10 protein-coding genes are annotated in these 13890 nt (G+C 74.5%); 5 read left to right on the forward strand and 5 right to left on the reverse strand.

What is annotated here, in order from left to right; all coding sequences use genetic code 11:
* The first annotated feature begins 6 nt into the window (after positions 1–6).
* The 3 genes from BCD49_RS12330 to BCD49_RS12340 are packed head-to-tail and all read left to right on the forward strand — an operon-like array spanning position 7 to position 2929.
* Complete coding sequence (locus tag BCD49_RS12330; RefSeq protein WP_007519487.1) at positions 7–1401, forward strand: bifunctional cobalt-precorrin-7 (C(5))-methyltransferase/cobalt-precorrin-6B (C(15))-methyltransferase; 1395 nt, start codon at positions 7–9, stop codon at positions 1399–1401.
* Positions 1398–2150, forward strand: a complete 753-nt coding sequence (gene cobM, locus BCD49_RS12335) for a precorrin-4 C(11)-methyltransferase (RefSeq protein ID WP_007519485.1) — start codon at positions 1398–1400, stop codon at positions 2148–2150. Before BCD49_RS12330 ends, cobM begins: the two co-directional genes overlap by 4 nt.
* Positions 2138–2929: a cobalt-precorrin-6A reductase gene (locus BCD49_RS12340; protein WP_007519484.1), complete on the forward strand. Its 792-nt coding sequence runs from the start codon at positions 2138–2140 to the stop codon at positions 2927–2929. Before cobM ends, BCD49_RS12340 begins: the two co-directional genes overlap by 13 nt.
* A 111-nt stretch (positions 2930–3040) precedes the next feature.
* Here BCD49_RS12340 and BCD49_RS12345 read toward each other — a convergent pair whose 3' ends face one another.
* Positions 3041–5497 carry an ABC transporter permease gene (locus tag BCD49_RS12345; protein WP_007519482.1) on the reverse strand — a complete coding sequence of 819 codons (2457 nt, stop codon included), beginning with the start codon at positions 5495–5497 and terminating at the stop codon, positions 3041–3043.
* A complete protein-coding gene (locus BCD49_RS12350) occupies positions 5494–6255 on the reverse strand; it encodes an ABC transporter ATP-binding protein (protein ID WP_007519480.1) in 762 nt (253 codons plus the stop codon). The genes BCD49_RS12345 and BCD49_RS12350 overlap by 4 nt, the downstream gene beginning before the upstream one ends.
* 220 nt (positions 6256–6475) lie before the next feature.
* Between BCD49_RS12350 and BCD49_RS12355 the strand changes: the two genes are divergently transcribed.
* Positions 6476–8176 (forward strand): sensor histidine kinase, encoded by a 1701-nt coding sequence (locus BCD49_RS12355; protein WP_007519478.1) that lies wholly within the window; start codon positions 6476–6478, stop codon positions 8174–8176.
* A 188-nt stretch (positions 8177–8364) separates the two neighbouring features.
* A complete protein-coding gene (locus tag BCD49_RS12360) occupies positions 8365–9042 on the forward strand; it encodes a response regulator (RefSeq protein ID WP_035931377.1) in 678 nt (225 codons plus the stop codon).
* Here BCD49_RS12360 and BCD49_RS12365 read toward each other — a convergent pair.
* The 3 genes from BCD49_RS12365 to BCD49_RS12375 form a co-directional block, all read right to left on the reverse strand.
* Entirely contained in the window at positions 9039–9545 is a 507-nt protein-coding gene (locus tag BCD49_RS12365) for a MarR family winged helix-turn-helix transcriptional regulator (protein WP_007519475.1), read from the reverse strand. The genes BCD49_RS12360 and BCD49_RS12365 overlap by 4 nt on opposite strands.
* Before the next feature lie 237 nt (positions 9546–9782).
* The gene (gene icmF / locus BCD49_RS12370) at positions 9783–13067 is read right to left on the reverse strand and encodes a fused isobutyryl-CoA mutase/GTPase IcmF (RefSeq protein WP_071041493.1); all 3285 of its coding nucleotides are present in this window, start codon (positions 13065–13067) and stop codon (positions 9783–9785) included.
* 263 nt (positions 13068–13330) lie between these two features.
* Entirely contained in the window at positions 13331–13657 is a 327-nt protein-coding gene (locus tag BCD49_RS12375) for a tRNA-binding protein (RefSeq protein ID WP_007519473.1), read from the reverse strand.
* Between the last annotated feature and the right edge of the window lie 233 nt (positions 13658–13890).

Below are 13890 nucleotides of genomic sequence, written 5' to 3' on the forward strand. Positions count from 1 at the left end.
GCCCCTGTGCCAGCCAGCCCCCCGCCCGCCCCGACCGGACCCGTCCCCGCGCCCACCGGACCCGCCGCCGTCGACGCGACCTCCGCGGCGACCTTCGCGGTGACCGTCGTCGGGATCGGTGAGGACGGCTGGGACGGGCTCGGCCAGCCGGCCAGGGAGACGCTCGCCACCGCCGACGTCGTGCTCGGCGGCCCGCGCCAGCTCGCGCTCGTCGCCGGGCGCGTACGCGCGAGCGAGGCCTGGCCCAAGGACCTGGCCGCCGCGGCCGCCGCCCTGCCCGAGACCCACGCCGGGCGGCGGGTAGCCGTGCTCGCCAGCGGCGACCCGATGCACTACGGCGTCGGGGGGACGCTCGTGCGGGCGCTCGGCGCCGAGCACGTGCGGGTGCTGCCCGCGCCGTCGTCGATCTCGCTGGCCTGCGCGCGGCTCGGGTGGCCGGTCGAGGAGGTGACCGTCGTCAGCGCGGTCGGCCGGCCCTACGCGGCCGTCGGCCCCGAGCTGCGCCCCGGCACCCGGGTGCTCGTCCTGACCGGAGACGAGGACGGCGCGGCCCGGGTCGGGCGCCTCGTGGCCGAACGCGGCCTCGACGCCGAGCTCACCGTGCTGGAGCGGCTCGGCGGCTCGCGGGAACGGGTCGGCAGCTACCTCGCTGGCGTCGCCGGCGCCGGCGACGCCGCTGGTTCCGCCGACGCCGCGCCGCCGCGGCCGCCGTCGTCGCACGACCGGCTCGCCATCGTCGCGGTCCGCTGCGGGCCGTACCCCGCGGCCGCGGCGCGGGTGTTGACCGCCCGGGTACCTGGGCTGCCCGACGACGCGTTCGCCACCGACGGCGTGCTCACCAAGCAGGAGGTCCGCGCGGTCACCCTCGCCGCGCTCGCGCCGGCACCCGGCGAGCTGCTCTGGGACGTCGGCGCCGGCAGCGGCGGCATCACGACCGAGTGGCTGCGCGCCGACCGCCGGTGCCGGGCGGTGGCCATCGAGCCGCGGGCCGACCGCGCCGCCCATCTCCGCGCGAACGCCGAGCGCCTCGCTGGCGCCGTCGAGCGGACCGTCGCCGGTGCCCACGCGGCCGCCGCGCCGGACACGTTGCGCGTCGTCGAGGGCCGCGCGCCGGGCGCGCTCGCCGGCCTGCCGACGCCGGACGCCGTGTTCGTCGGCGGCGGGGCCAGCGTCCCTGGCGTGATCGAGGCCTGCCTGGCCGCCCTGGCGCCCGGGGGCCGGATCGTCGCCAACGCGGTCACGATCGAGACGGAGGCGCTGCTCGCCGGCTGGCACCGCCGCGCCGGCGGCCGGCTGCGCCGGATCGCGATCTCCCATGCCGAGCCGGTCGGCTCGTTCACGGCCTTCCGCCCCGCCCTCCCGGTCACCCAGTGGGTCCACACCAACGGAGCGACGCGATGACCGTCCACTTTATCGGCGCGGGACCCGGCGCCGCCGACCTGATCACGCTGCGCGCCCGGGACCTGATCGCGGCGTCCCCCGTCTGCCTGTACGCCGGCAGCCTGGTGGACCCGGCGGTGCTCGCGCACTGCCCGCCGGCCGCGCGGCTCGTCGACACCGCCCCGCTGACCCTCGACGAGATCGTCGGCCACCTCGTCGACGCGCACGCGGCCGGTCTCGACGTCGCCCGGCTGTGCAGCGGCGACCCGTCGGTGTTCAGCGCCGTCGCCGAGCAGATGCGCCGCCTCGACGCCGCAGGCGTGCCCTACGACGTGTGCCCCGGGGTGTCGGCCTACGCCGCCGCGGCCGCCGAGCTACGCCGCGAGCTGACCGTGCCGGGCGTCGCGCAGAGCGTCGTGCTGACCCGCACCAGCGAGAACGCCTCCGCCATGCCCGCCGGGGAGACGCTCGCCGCCCTCGGCGCCGCCCGGGCGACCATGGTGATCCACCTGTCCGTGCAGCGGATCGAGGCGGTGGTCGCCGACCTGCTGCCGGTGTACGGCGCCGATACCCCGGTCGCCGTGGTCGCCTGGGCGTCCCGGCCGGACCAGGTCGTGCTGCGCGGCCGCCTGGAGGACATCGCCGCGGCCGTGCGGGCCGCCGGGGTGCGCCGGGCCGCGGTCATCATCGTCGGCGACGCGCTGGCCGCCGGCGGCTTCCGCGACAGCCACCTGTACTCGGTGGAACGGGACCGCTCGTGCGTGTCCTGATCCTCGGCGGCACCCGCGAGGCCCGCGACCTCGCAGCCGCGCTCGTCGACGCCACGCTCGCCGACGAACTGGGCGTCACGGTCACGACGTCGCTGGCCGGACGGGTGAGCGACCCCGCGCTCCCCGCGGGCGAGACCGTGATCGGTGGCTTCGGCGGGGTCGCGGGCCTGCGCGCGTTCCTGCGCGCCCGCGAGATCGACGTCGTCGTCGACGCGACCCACCCGTTCGCCGCGACGATGTCCGCGCATGCGGTGGACGCGTGCGCCGGCGACGACGGCTCGGCCGAGGGCGGCGCCGTGCCGCTGCTCCGGCTGGCCAGGCCCGGCTGGGCCCGCCGTCCCGGTGACGACTGGCACCGTGTGCCCGCTCTCGCGGCGGCCGCGGAACGGGCCCGGGCGCTGTGCCCGCCCGGCTCGGCCGTCTTCGTCACCACCGGACGCCGCCAGCTCGCGCCCTTCGCGGCCGACGCCGACCGCCACTACGTGATCAGGGCCGTCGATCCGCCCACCGATCTCCTGCCGCCCCGGCACACCGTCCTGCTGGACCGCGGCCCCTACACGGTCGACGGCGAGACCCGGCTGCTGCGCGACCACCGGATCCGCGTGCTCGTCACGAAGGACAGCGGCGGCGACCTCACGGCGGCGAAGCTGGACGCCGCCCGAGCGCTCGGCCTACCGGTCGTCATGGTCGACCGCCCCGCCGTGACCGCCCCGTCCCCACCCACCTGGCCCGACGTGGCCGGCGTCCTCGGCGCCCTACGCGAACTCACCACCGGCTAGCGCCCGCCCCCTTCGAGGGAGCGCCCTCGGCCGACCCGTCGGCGCAGGTGGAATTGGGGTCGACCTGCCAATCCAGACCCCAATTCCACCTGCCACCCGCTGATCTGTTCGCTATTCCGTGCGCAGGGCGGTCGCGGTGCGGGTCCCGGCGGCCCAGGTGGCGGGGAGCAGCGCGCCGGCCGCCGCGATGACCAACCCGCCCAGGGCGAGCCCGGCCACCGTCAGCGGGTCGTACACGTCCACATAGGCGGCCGGCATCCCGGTCGTGATGGCGTCGCCCATCAGCGGCACGACCGCGTGGTGCAGCAGGATCCCGAGCGGCACACCCACCAGGCCGGCGACGGCGCCGATCCCGGCGACCGACGTCACCACCATCGCGACGGTCTGCCGCGGAGCCATGCCGAGCGCCTTGAAGACCCCGAGGTCGTGGACGCGCTCCCGGGTGTCCAGCACCACCGTGTTCAGCACGCCCAGCACGGCGACCACGACGGTCATCAGCGTGAGCGTCGTGATCAGCGAGATCATGGCGATGATCACGGTCGACTGGTCACCGCTGTTCGCCATCGCACCCGCGCCGAGCGGCGCCAGGGCCTCGTCGGCCGCGCGGAGGTAGTCCCCGACGTCGGTCCCGGGTGCCAGGTCGACGCCGAACTCGTGCGGAGTCAGGTCCAGGGCAAGGCCGGCCAGGGACGTCGAGGCCGTGAACAGGCTCGGGGAGTCGTTGGCGTCGAACACCTCGCCGACGATCAGCAGGCTCGCGACGCGCCCGCCGTCGGTGACCGTGGCCCGGTCGCCGACCCGGAGGCCGGCGGCCCGCAGGAACCTGGAGTCGACGACGGCCTCCCCCGGGGCGTCGAGCCAGCGCCCGGAGACCAGGCGCCGGGCCGCCGCCGACGCCTGGCCGGTCAGCGCCGTGACGTCCGCCGCGCCGACCAGGCCGCGCACGGCGAGCTGGGTCTCGGCCACGCCGAAGTACCCCGCGGTCCCCGCCAGGGATTTCAGCGCCGCGGCGACGGCCTCGGTGTCCGCCTGCGCGGTGGCGGGGGGCGTCTCCGCGCCGGCGCCGGGCGGGGCCTCGCCGGGCGTGGGCGGGCCGTTCCCACCGGCGTTCTCATGGATCTCGGACCCGAGGGAGACGACGACGTCGCCCGCCAGGTCGGGGCCGTTCTCCTTCTGGATCAGGGCCAGCGTCGTCCCCAGCCCGACGGCGAAGGTGACGCCGAGCGCGCCCAGGCCGACGGCGGCGGCCATGACCGTCGCCCGCGCCGGCCGGGCGAACGGGTTCGCGAGCCCGAGGCTCACCGGGCGCGGCAGCGGCAGCCGGCCCGTGAGGCGCCGGGCCAGCCGCCCCCGGCCGGTCCGGGGCGCGCGGCCGAGGCTGATCGCCTCCACCGCCGGCAGCCGCCCGGCACGCGAGGCGGAGGCCAGCGCCGCGCCGGCGACGAGGGCGAGCGCCCCGGCCGCGACCGCCACGTCGACCCACAGCGGGATCGTCGGCTTCGGCCCGCCGTTCGCGTCGGACTGGTCCGCGAGGACCGGGACGGCGAGCAGGTTGCCGAACAGCACGCCGAGCCCGACGCCGACCGCGGCCGGCGCCAGCGTCTGGCCGACGTATGCCGCCACCACCTGCCCGGGCGTGAACCCGAGCGACCGGAGCACGCCGATCCGCCAGCGCGCCGCGCCGACCGCGCCGCTGACCACGATCCCGATGATCAGCGCCGACATCGCCAGGCCGAGCCCGCCGAAGGCGGCGACGAACGGCACGTACGCCGCGGTCACGGCGATCGCCACCCGACGGACGTCCAGGTAGGACCGGGTGCCGGTCAGCGCCCCCGCCGGCAGCGCGCCCGCCACGGCGGCCTGCCCGGCGCGGATGTCGGCGTCCGTGCCCGCGGCCGCGAACCGGTAGAGCATCTCGTAGCCGGTCTGGGCGCCCGCCGCGGCCAGTCGTCGCACCTCCGCCGACGCCACCCAGGCGTCCGCGGTCTGGCTGGTCGACCGGGCGATCCCCACCACGGTCAGCTCGCCGCCGCCCGGCAGGTCCTGCACCGTCAGCCTGGTACCGACCGGCAGGAGGATGTCGAGACCGGTCGACAGCACGATCTCGCCGGGCCGGGCTGGCCAGGCCCCCCGGACGAGGTCGACCCGGTCGACGGGGCCGCCGGGGTCGTCCCGGCCGACGACGGCCAGCGGCGGCAGGCCCATCGGGCCGGGGCCCGAGCCGCCAGCCCCGGGGCCGCCCGGACCGCTGGTCACACGCGTGCTCACCGTCGCCGTCGGGAACGGCCCGGCGGCGGCCGTGACGCCCGCGAGCCGGGCGGTGGCCGCGAGCTGGGCCGGCGTCGCCTTCGCCGCGTCGGCCTCCGCCGTCAGGTGCGCGCCGCGCTGCTGGGCGAAGGCCCGGTCGAACGGCGCATGCGACCCGACCAGCAACCCGGTGGCGAGCAGCGACGCCGTGACGGCCGTCAGGACGGTCAGCACGAGCACCGCGGTCTGCGCGCGGCGCCGGCCGAGGCCGCCGAGCGTCACCCGCCGGGTGGCGGCGGCCGCGCCGGTCCCGATCCTCATCGGGTCATCTCCGCGTCCCGGGCAACCGCGCCGTCGACCAGCTCGACCGTCCGGGTCGCGCACGCGTCCGCGAGCGCTCCGTCGTGGGTCACCAGCAGGATCGTCAGGCCGTCCCGGCTCAGGTCGGCGAGGAGCGCCTGGACGTCCCGGCCCGACGCCCGGTCGAGGGCACCGGTCGGCTCGTCGGCCAGCAGCACCGCCGGTTGGTTCATCAGCGCGCGGGCGACGGCGACCCGCTGACGCTCCCCGCCGGACAGCCGGCCGGGGTAGGCGCCGGCGTGCCGGCCGACGCCCAGGTAGTCCAGCAGGTCCGCGGCCCGCCGGCGGGCCTCGGCCCGGCCGATCCGGGCGAGCTGGGCGGGCAGCAGGACGTTGTCGAGGACGGTGAGGTCGTCGAGCAGGTTGAAGAACTGGAAGACCATGCCGACGCGGGCCCGCCGGTACCGGGCGGACGCCGTCTCGCTCATCCGGTCGACCCGGTGACCGCCGACGGTGACGCTGCCCGACGTCGGCCGGTCCAGCCCCGCGATCATGTTGAGCAGGGTCGACTTGCCACTGCCCGACGGCCCGACGATCGCGACCGCCTCGCCGGCGCGCACCGTCAGCGACACGTCCACGAGCGCGTGCGCGCCACCGCCGTAGGTCTTGGTCACCCCCTGAATCTCGACGACAGGCTGGCCGGCCGCGGCCGGCCAGCCGGCGCGGTCCGCGGCGCCGGCGGCCGGGCCGCCCGGTACCGAGTTGTTGCGTGTGGTCACGTCCGTCGTCCTCCGCGGTCTGGGGTGGTGATCCCGACGGCACGGACGCTAGGAGCGGACCGGGCGGGGCCGCGTCGGCCGCGATGGCCAGATGGGCTCGCCCAACGGGGCGATCGGAGGCGCGGGTCATCCCAGCGATGTACGCGGTCGATGTAGGCCGCGGCGCACGCACCCGCGCGGGACGGACGCCGGCCCGCCGCAGCCTTGTCACACTAGGACCGTGATCTCGGCGACGGCGACGGCGACGGCGACGGCGGACCCCGGGGCCGCCCGGCGGCGCTCCCTCGGCCCGTGGCGGCGGGTCCGCGCGTACTGGCTGGGCCCGGGTCTGGCTCCGGGGCCGCGCCCGGCGGTGCGCGGCCAGCTCGCGCGGCTGTCGCCCTGGGCGTGGACCGCGGACGCGATCCTCGCGTTCGTCCTGGTCGCCCTGACGCTGGTGGCAGCGCGCGACGGCGGCAGCCTGGTGGTACCGCGGATCGCGATCGGGGCGTCGGACGCACCAGCGCCGCCCGACGCCCCGGCCCGCGCCCCGGCCCCACCGGCCCAGCCCCCCGCGCTGGGCGACGCACCGGACTGGGCGGGCACGAATCCCGGCGGCCTGGGCGACGCGCCGGACCCCGCCGAGCCCGCCGACCCGGCCGACCGGCCGGACCGCGGCGACCTGGCCGGCTTCCCGTCCGACGCCGACGGCCTCCTCACGGCACGGCGGCTCGCCGACCGCTCGCCGGAGCCGGTTCCCTACTGGCAGCTGGTCGCCGCGGTACTGATCGCGTTGCCGCTGGCCGGGCGCCGCTGGCGGCCACTCGCCGCCTACTGGGCAGTGCTCGTCGCCACCGTCGTGTTCCACCGCGGCGTCCTCGTCGAGGACGCCGTGCCGTTCACGTTCGTCGCGCTGCTGGTCGCGGCCTATGGGGCCGCGGTCTACAGCCCGCACCGGGCGCTCGCGGCGGCGAGCGTCGTGGTCGGCGGCGTGCAGGTGATCGCGTTTCCGAACGAGAACATCCCCGACTTCCGGCCCGTCTACGTGCCGTTCATCATGCTGGTCCTCGTCGGCCTGACCGCGAACGCGCTCCACCTGCGCCAGCAGCGTGCGCTGGTCGTCGCCGCGGAGCAGGAGGCGGCCAGCCAGCGGGCGGTGGAGCAGGAGCGGGCCCGGATCGCGCGGGAGCTCCATGACGTCGTCACCCACAACGTCAGCGTGATGGTCATCCAGGCAGGCGCGGCCCGCAAGGTGTTGTCGGCGTCGCCGGACCAGGCGCGCGAGGCGATGCTCGCCGTCGAGAGCAGCGGCCGCGCGGCCATGACCGAGCTGCGCCACGTCATGGGACTGCTCACGATGCCCGACACCTGCGCGGCGGACAGCGCGCCGGACGGCGCCGCGGCAGGTCCGGGCGCCGGCGACGCGTCCGCGCCGGACGAGCCGACGGACGACGAGCTCGCGCCGCAGCCCGGCCTGAGCCAGCTGCCGGCGCTGGTCGACCGCGTCCGGGCGGCCGGAGTCGACGTCGAGCTGACCATGACCGGGACGCCGGTGGAGCTGTCGCCGGGGATCGACCTGGCAGCCTTCCGGGTGGTGCAGGAGGGGTTGACCAACGCCGTCCGGCACGCCGCCGGCGCCCGCGTCCGGATCGCCGTCGACCACGGTCCCGGCGCGCTGTGCGTCGATGTCACCGACAGCGGCGGGCGCCCCGCCGCGGTGGCCGGCCCCGGTGGCGGCGCCGGTCTGGTCGGCCTGCGCGAGCGGCTCGCCGTCTACGGCGGCTCGTTGCGGGCCGGCCGGCGCCCGCTCGGCGGGTTCGGCGTCCGCGCCGAGATCCCGATCGAGGCCGGGCCGGGCAGGGCCGACGGTGGGCTGGCCCTCGGTGGCGGCCCGGGCACGCCGGAGTCTGGGCCGGCCAGGGTGTGGGACGGGTCAGCGTGAGCGAACACGGACCGGTGGACGAGCGCTACCGCGGCGTCGATGGCGGGTTCCCCGACGAGGGCGGCCACGCCGACGGGCGCGGCCACGCCGACGGGCGCGACGCCATGGCCGGCGAGGACGGCCACGCCGGCGGTCCCCATCTCGGGGCGGGAGCGGGAGCGGGCGTCGCGTCGCCGGGGCCGCCGCGGGTGGTGATCGCCGACGACCAGGCACTCGTCCGCGCCGGCTTCCGGATGATCCTCACCGCCGACGGGATCGACGTGGTCGCCGAGGCGGCCGACGGGGCGCGCGCCGTCGAGGCGGTCCGCCGGACCCGGCCGGACGTCGTGCTGATGGACATCCGGATGCCCGAGATGGACGGCCTGGAGGCCGCCCGGCGCATCCTCGCCGGCGGGGACACCACCCCGCGCGTCATCATGCTGACGACCTTCGACCTCGACCGGTACGTCTACGCCGCGCTGACCGCTGGCGCCAGCGGCTTCCTGCTCAAGGACGTGACGCCCGAGCAGCTCGTCGCCGCCGTCCGGCTGGTGCGCGCCGGCGACGCGCTGCTCGCCCCGACGATCACCCGCCGCCTCGTCGAGCGGTTCGCGTCCCCCGGCACCCAGGCGGCCGCGATCCACCGCGACCTGGCCACGCTCACCCCGCGCGAGCTGGAGGTGTTCCGACTCCTCGCGACCGGGCGGAGCAACGCCGAGCTCGCCGCCACCTTCCAGCTCAGCGAGGCGACGGTGAAGACCCACGTCGCCCGCATCCTGTCCAAGCTTCGGCTGCGCGACCGTGCCCAGGCCGTCGTCGTCGCCTACGAGACGGGCCTCGTCACGCCTGGCTCAGGGGGCGCGGCGGCCCGCCCCTCCACGCTCTAGAAGTCGCCGGCGGCCTGGCGCATCTCGTTGAGGAGGGCTACGAGGGTGTCGATGCCGCCGTCGGGTAGGCCGGGCTCCGCGAAGACCGTGTCGTTGAGCTTCTCGGTGGCGGCGAGGGCGGTCGCCCGGCCCTCCTCGGTGATCTCGGCGAGGATCGCGCGCCGGTCGGTCGGGTGCGGGGTGCGGCGCACGTGGCCGCGGGCCTCGAGCCGGTCGACGGCACTGGTGACGCTGGTCGGGTGGACCTGGAGGCGGACCCCGATCCGGTTGAGCGGGAGCGAGCCGCTGCGGCTGAACATCAGCAGCATCAGCACCTCGTAACGGGCGAACGTCAGCTCGAACGGCCGCAGCACCTCGTCGACGCGGGCCAGCACGATCTGCTGGGCACGCATCAGCGAGGTGACGGCGGCCATCCCGTCGGCGGCCTCCGCCCAGCCGTGCGCGGACCACTGCCGTCGCGCCTCGGCGATCGGGTCGAAGGGAAGGGGCTTGCGCGGCGGCACGATACTGCGCTCCGGCGGGTGCTGGCGCCGACGGGAGCCGCCGTCGACGCGGGTCTCGGCCCTGTGGTCACGGGAGTGGTGTTCATTGCATCCCACGTCCGGACGTCAAGGCAAAACGACGCCACCGCGCGCGACGCGGCTGACGCCATACCTTACCCACCGGTACGGCCGAACCTACCCACCGGTACCACGCATCGCGCCCGCCAGCCCGGCTACCGGCCCCGACCTCCGCGAGGGCTAGACATTGCGGCGGTACTGGCCGCCGACCTCGAAGAACCCCTCCGTGATCTGGCCGAGCGAGCAGACCCGGACGGCGTCCATCAGCGCGGCGAACGTGTTGCCACCCGAGGCGGCGACGTCCCGCAGCCGGCGCAGCGCCTCCTGCGACTCGTCGCGGTGCCGGTTGTGGAAGTCCGCGAGCCGGTCGAGCTGGGACTTCTTCTCGACCTCCGTGGCCCGGGCGAGTTCCAGAGTGGTGACCGTGTCGTCCGAGCTCTCCGGGGCGAGGAAGGTGTTGACGCCGACGATGGGGAGCGAGCCGTCGTGCTTGCGGTGCTCGTAGAGCATCGACTCGTCCTGGATCCGCCCGCGCTGGTAGCCGGTCTCCATCGCGCCGAGCACGCCGGCGCGCTCGGAGATCCGCTCGAACTCGGCGAGCACCGCCTCCTCGACCAGGTCCGTGAGCTCCTCGATGATGTACGACCCCTGCAGCGGGTTCTCGTTGCCGGCCAGGCCCCATTCCTTGTCGATGATCATCTGGATGGCCAGTGCGCGGCGGACGGACTGCTCGGTCGGGGTCGTCACCGCCTCGTCGTAGGCGTTGGTGTGCAGGCTGTTGCAGTTGTCGTAGATCGCGCACAGCGCCTGCAGCGTCGTCCGGATGTCGTTGAAGTTCATCTCCTGCGCGTGCAGGGACCGGCCGGACGTCTGGACGTGGTACTTCAGCTTCTGCGAGCGCTCGCCGGCGCCGTATCGTTCGCGCATCGCGACGGCCCAGATTCGCCGGGCGACCCGGCCGATCACGTTGTACTCGGCGTCCATGCCGTTGGAGAAGAAGAACGACAGGTTCGGCGCGAAGTCATCGATCTTCATGCCGCGGGCGAGATAGGCCTCGACGTAGGTGAAGCCGTTGGCAAGCGTGAACGCGAGCTGGCTGATCGGGTTGGCCCCGGCCTCGGCGATGTGGTAGCCGGAGATCGAGACCGAGTAGAAGTTGCGGACCGCGTTCTGGATGAACCATTCCTGCACGTCGGCCATGCAGCGCAGGGCGAACTCGGTGGAGAAGATGCAGGTGTTCTGGCCCTGGTCCTCCTTGAGGATGTCGGCCTGCACGGTGCCGCGCACGGTCGACAGCGCCTTGGCTCGGATCGCCGCGCCCTCGTCGGCCGACGGCTCGCGGCCGTTCTCAGCCGCGAACTTGGCCAACTGCTGATCAACCGCGGCATTCAGGAACATCGCGAGGATCGCGGGCGCCGGACCGTTGATCGTCATGGAGACGCTCGTCGTCGGCGAACAAAGATCGAAGCCGTCGTAGAGCGCCTTCATGTCATCGAGTGTCGCGATCGACACGCCCGAGGTGCCGACCTTGCCGTAGATGTCCGGGCGCGTCTCCGGGTCCCGACCGTAGAGCGTGACGGAGTCGAAGGCGGTCGAGAGCCGGGTCGCGGCCGCACCTTCCGACAGGAAGTGGAACCGCCGGTTGGTCCGGAAGGCGTCGCCCTCGCCGGCGAACATCCGCGCCGGCGCCTCACCGGCCCGCTTGAACGGGAAGACGCCTGCGGTGAACGGGAACAGCCCCGGCAGGTTCTCCCGGCGCAGGAACCGCACCAGGCGACCATCGTCGTCGATCTTCGGGACGGCCACCCTCGGAACCTTGGTGCCCGACAGCGTCGTCCGGGTCAGCGGCGTCCGGATCTCGTTGTCCCGCACCCGGTAGACCATCTCGTCGCCGGTACGTTCGGCGACGAGTGCCGGCCAGGACTCGAGCAGCTTGCGCGTCTCCGGTTCGAGCGCGGCGTCGGCCTCGTGATGCAGCGCGGCAACGGCGGCCGTCGCCGAGGTGGGCGCGCCGGCCGGGATATCCGAGCGCGCCTCGGCCTCCTCGAGTGCCTCCAGCGCGGTGGTGAGGTGCTGCCGCCGACGGGCGGCCGCTACCTGCTGCTCGGTCCTGGCGTGGTAGCCGCGGACACTCTCGGCCACCTCCGCGAGGTAGCGCACCCGCGCCGGCGGAACGACGGTCGTCAGACCGCTGGAGGCGCGCACAGTGACGACGGGCAGCGTTCCAGGCCCGAGGGCCAGGCCGCGCTCGCCGAGCAGGCCCTTGAGCTCCTGGTAGAGCCTGGTAACGCCGTCGTCGTTGAAACGAGCCGCCGAGGTGCCGAAGACCGGCATTTCCTCCCAGGGAGTGCCGAACGCTTCCCGGTTGCGGACCATCTGCCGGGCGACATCGCGACGAGCATCCTCGGCACCGCGCCGTTCGAACTTGTTGATGGCGACGACGGCCGCGAAGTCCAGCATGTCGATCTTCTCAAGCTGGGAGGCAGCACCGTATTCCGGCGTCATCACATAGAGGGAGACGTCGCAATACGGCACGATGGCCGCGTCTCCCTGCCCGATGCCGGGAGTCTCGACAATGACCAGGTCAAAGCCGGCAACCTGGGTGGCTGCGATGATCTCGGCGAGATGTTCGGGGACCTCCGCGCCGGCAGTCCTGGTCGCGAGTGAGCGGAAGTAGACCGGGCCGCCAGGCGCCGTGTCGCCGAGGGAGTTCATCCGGATCCGGTCGCCGAGGAGCGCTCCACCGCCACGTCGGCGGGTCGGGTCGACGGCGATTACCGCGATCCGCAGCTTGTCCTCCTGGTCGAGGCGAAGCCTGCGGATCAGTTCGTCGGTCAGCGATGACTTACCGGAGCCACCGGTCCCGGTGATGCCGAGCACGGGGACCGTCCGGTCAGCGGCGGCCGCCTGGACGGCCTGCGCGAACTCAGGGAAGYGGCCTGTCTCGAGGACGGAGATCGACCGAGCCAGCGCCGTCTCGTCACCCGCGAGCAGCGCGTCGAGGGAGGGCGCCTCGACCGCGAGGTCCCGGTCGCTCTCCTGCAGCGTAACGTTGATCATCGCGGGAAGGCCGAGCCGCTGCCCGTCCGCCGGCGAGAAGATCCGCGCGACTCCACGCGCGTGCAGCAGCTCGATCTCTTCTGGAACGATGACGCCGCCCCCGCCGCCGTACACCCGGATGTGGCCTGCGCCCCGCTCACGGAGCCGCTCAACCAGGTAGCTGAAGTACTCGACGTGTCCGCCCTGGTAGGAGGACACATAGACGGCGTTGACGTCTTCCTGCACTGCGGCCGTTACCACCTGCTCGACGCCACGGTCATGGCCAAGGTGGATCACCTCGGCACCCTGGGCCTGCAGCAACCGCCGCATGATGTTGATCGCAGCGTCGTGCCCGTCGAACAGCGAGCCGGCGGTGACGGCCCGGAAGKGGTAGACCGGCTTGTGGAGGGCTGAGGTTGCACCCATCGCATGCACTCCTGAGAGACGGCCCCTGTGTCCAACKGGGTGGCGGCGTAGCTCGGTCTCCCGATAGTAGGACGTCCATCTATCTGGTGCCAGTGGACCCGCGGTCGGCCAACCGACTGTGACGCAGTCGATTCCGAAGCCGAGCCGGCCGCCGGTCCGTGTGCCTCGTACCGCGCGCCTCGGACCGCGGAACGCATACCGCGGCTCGCGAGATGTGACGCGCGAACTCCGGCAGTCCAGAGAACTCGGGCGATCCGGAGAACTCAGGCGATCCGGAGGCCGATAGCGGTGCCTTCGGGCACCTCAAGCAATGTCACGACGCCGTCCGGGTCCACAGCGCCAAGCACGAGGCACTCACTGCGTACCGGCCCGATCTGCCTGACGCCAAGGTTGATGGCGGCGATGGCCAGGCGGCCGAGCAGCTCCGCTCGCGGGTAGTTCGTCACCTGGGCGCTGGTCGTGAGCGCACCGATCGTGGGACCAAAGTCGATCGTCAGCCGCCAGGCCGGTCTCCGCGCGGTCGGGAAGTCCCGAACCTCGACGATTCGGCCAACTCGCAGGTCGAGCCTGGCGAAGTCCGCGGGAGCCACGTCGGGAAGCCTCCCAGGACTCTCCTGGACCCCCACACCGTCATCCGCGCCATCTGTGGCCATCGTGCGCAACCCTTCCATCACCAGAACGGAGATCCGGGCACGCCAGCGGGCGCCGGTTCTCACACCTGGCCGGCGATCACCGCGCCTCGGGGCCGTGCCTCAACCCATGATCCCGGCTGGCTATGGCGCGCCGCGGAACGCGGAGATCACGAGCGCGCCGCGGAACGCGG

This window comes from Pseudofrankia sp. EUN1h (assembly GCF_001854645.1).
Lineage (GTDB): Bacteria > Actinomycetota > Actinomycetes > Frankiales > Frankiaceae > Pseudofrankia > Pseudofrankia saprophytica.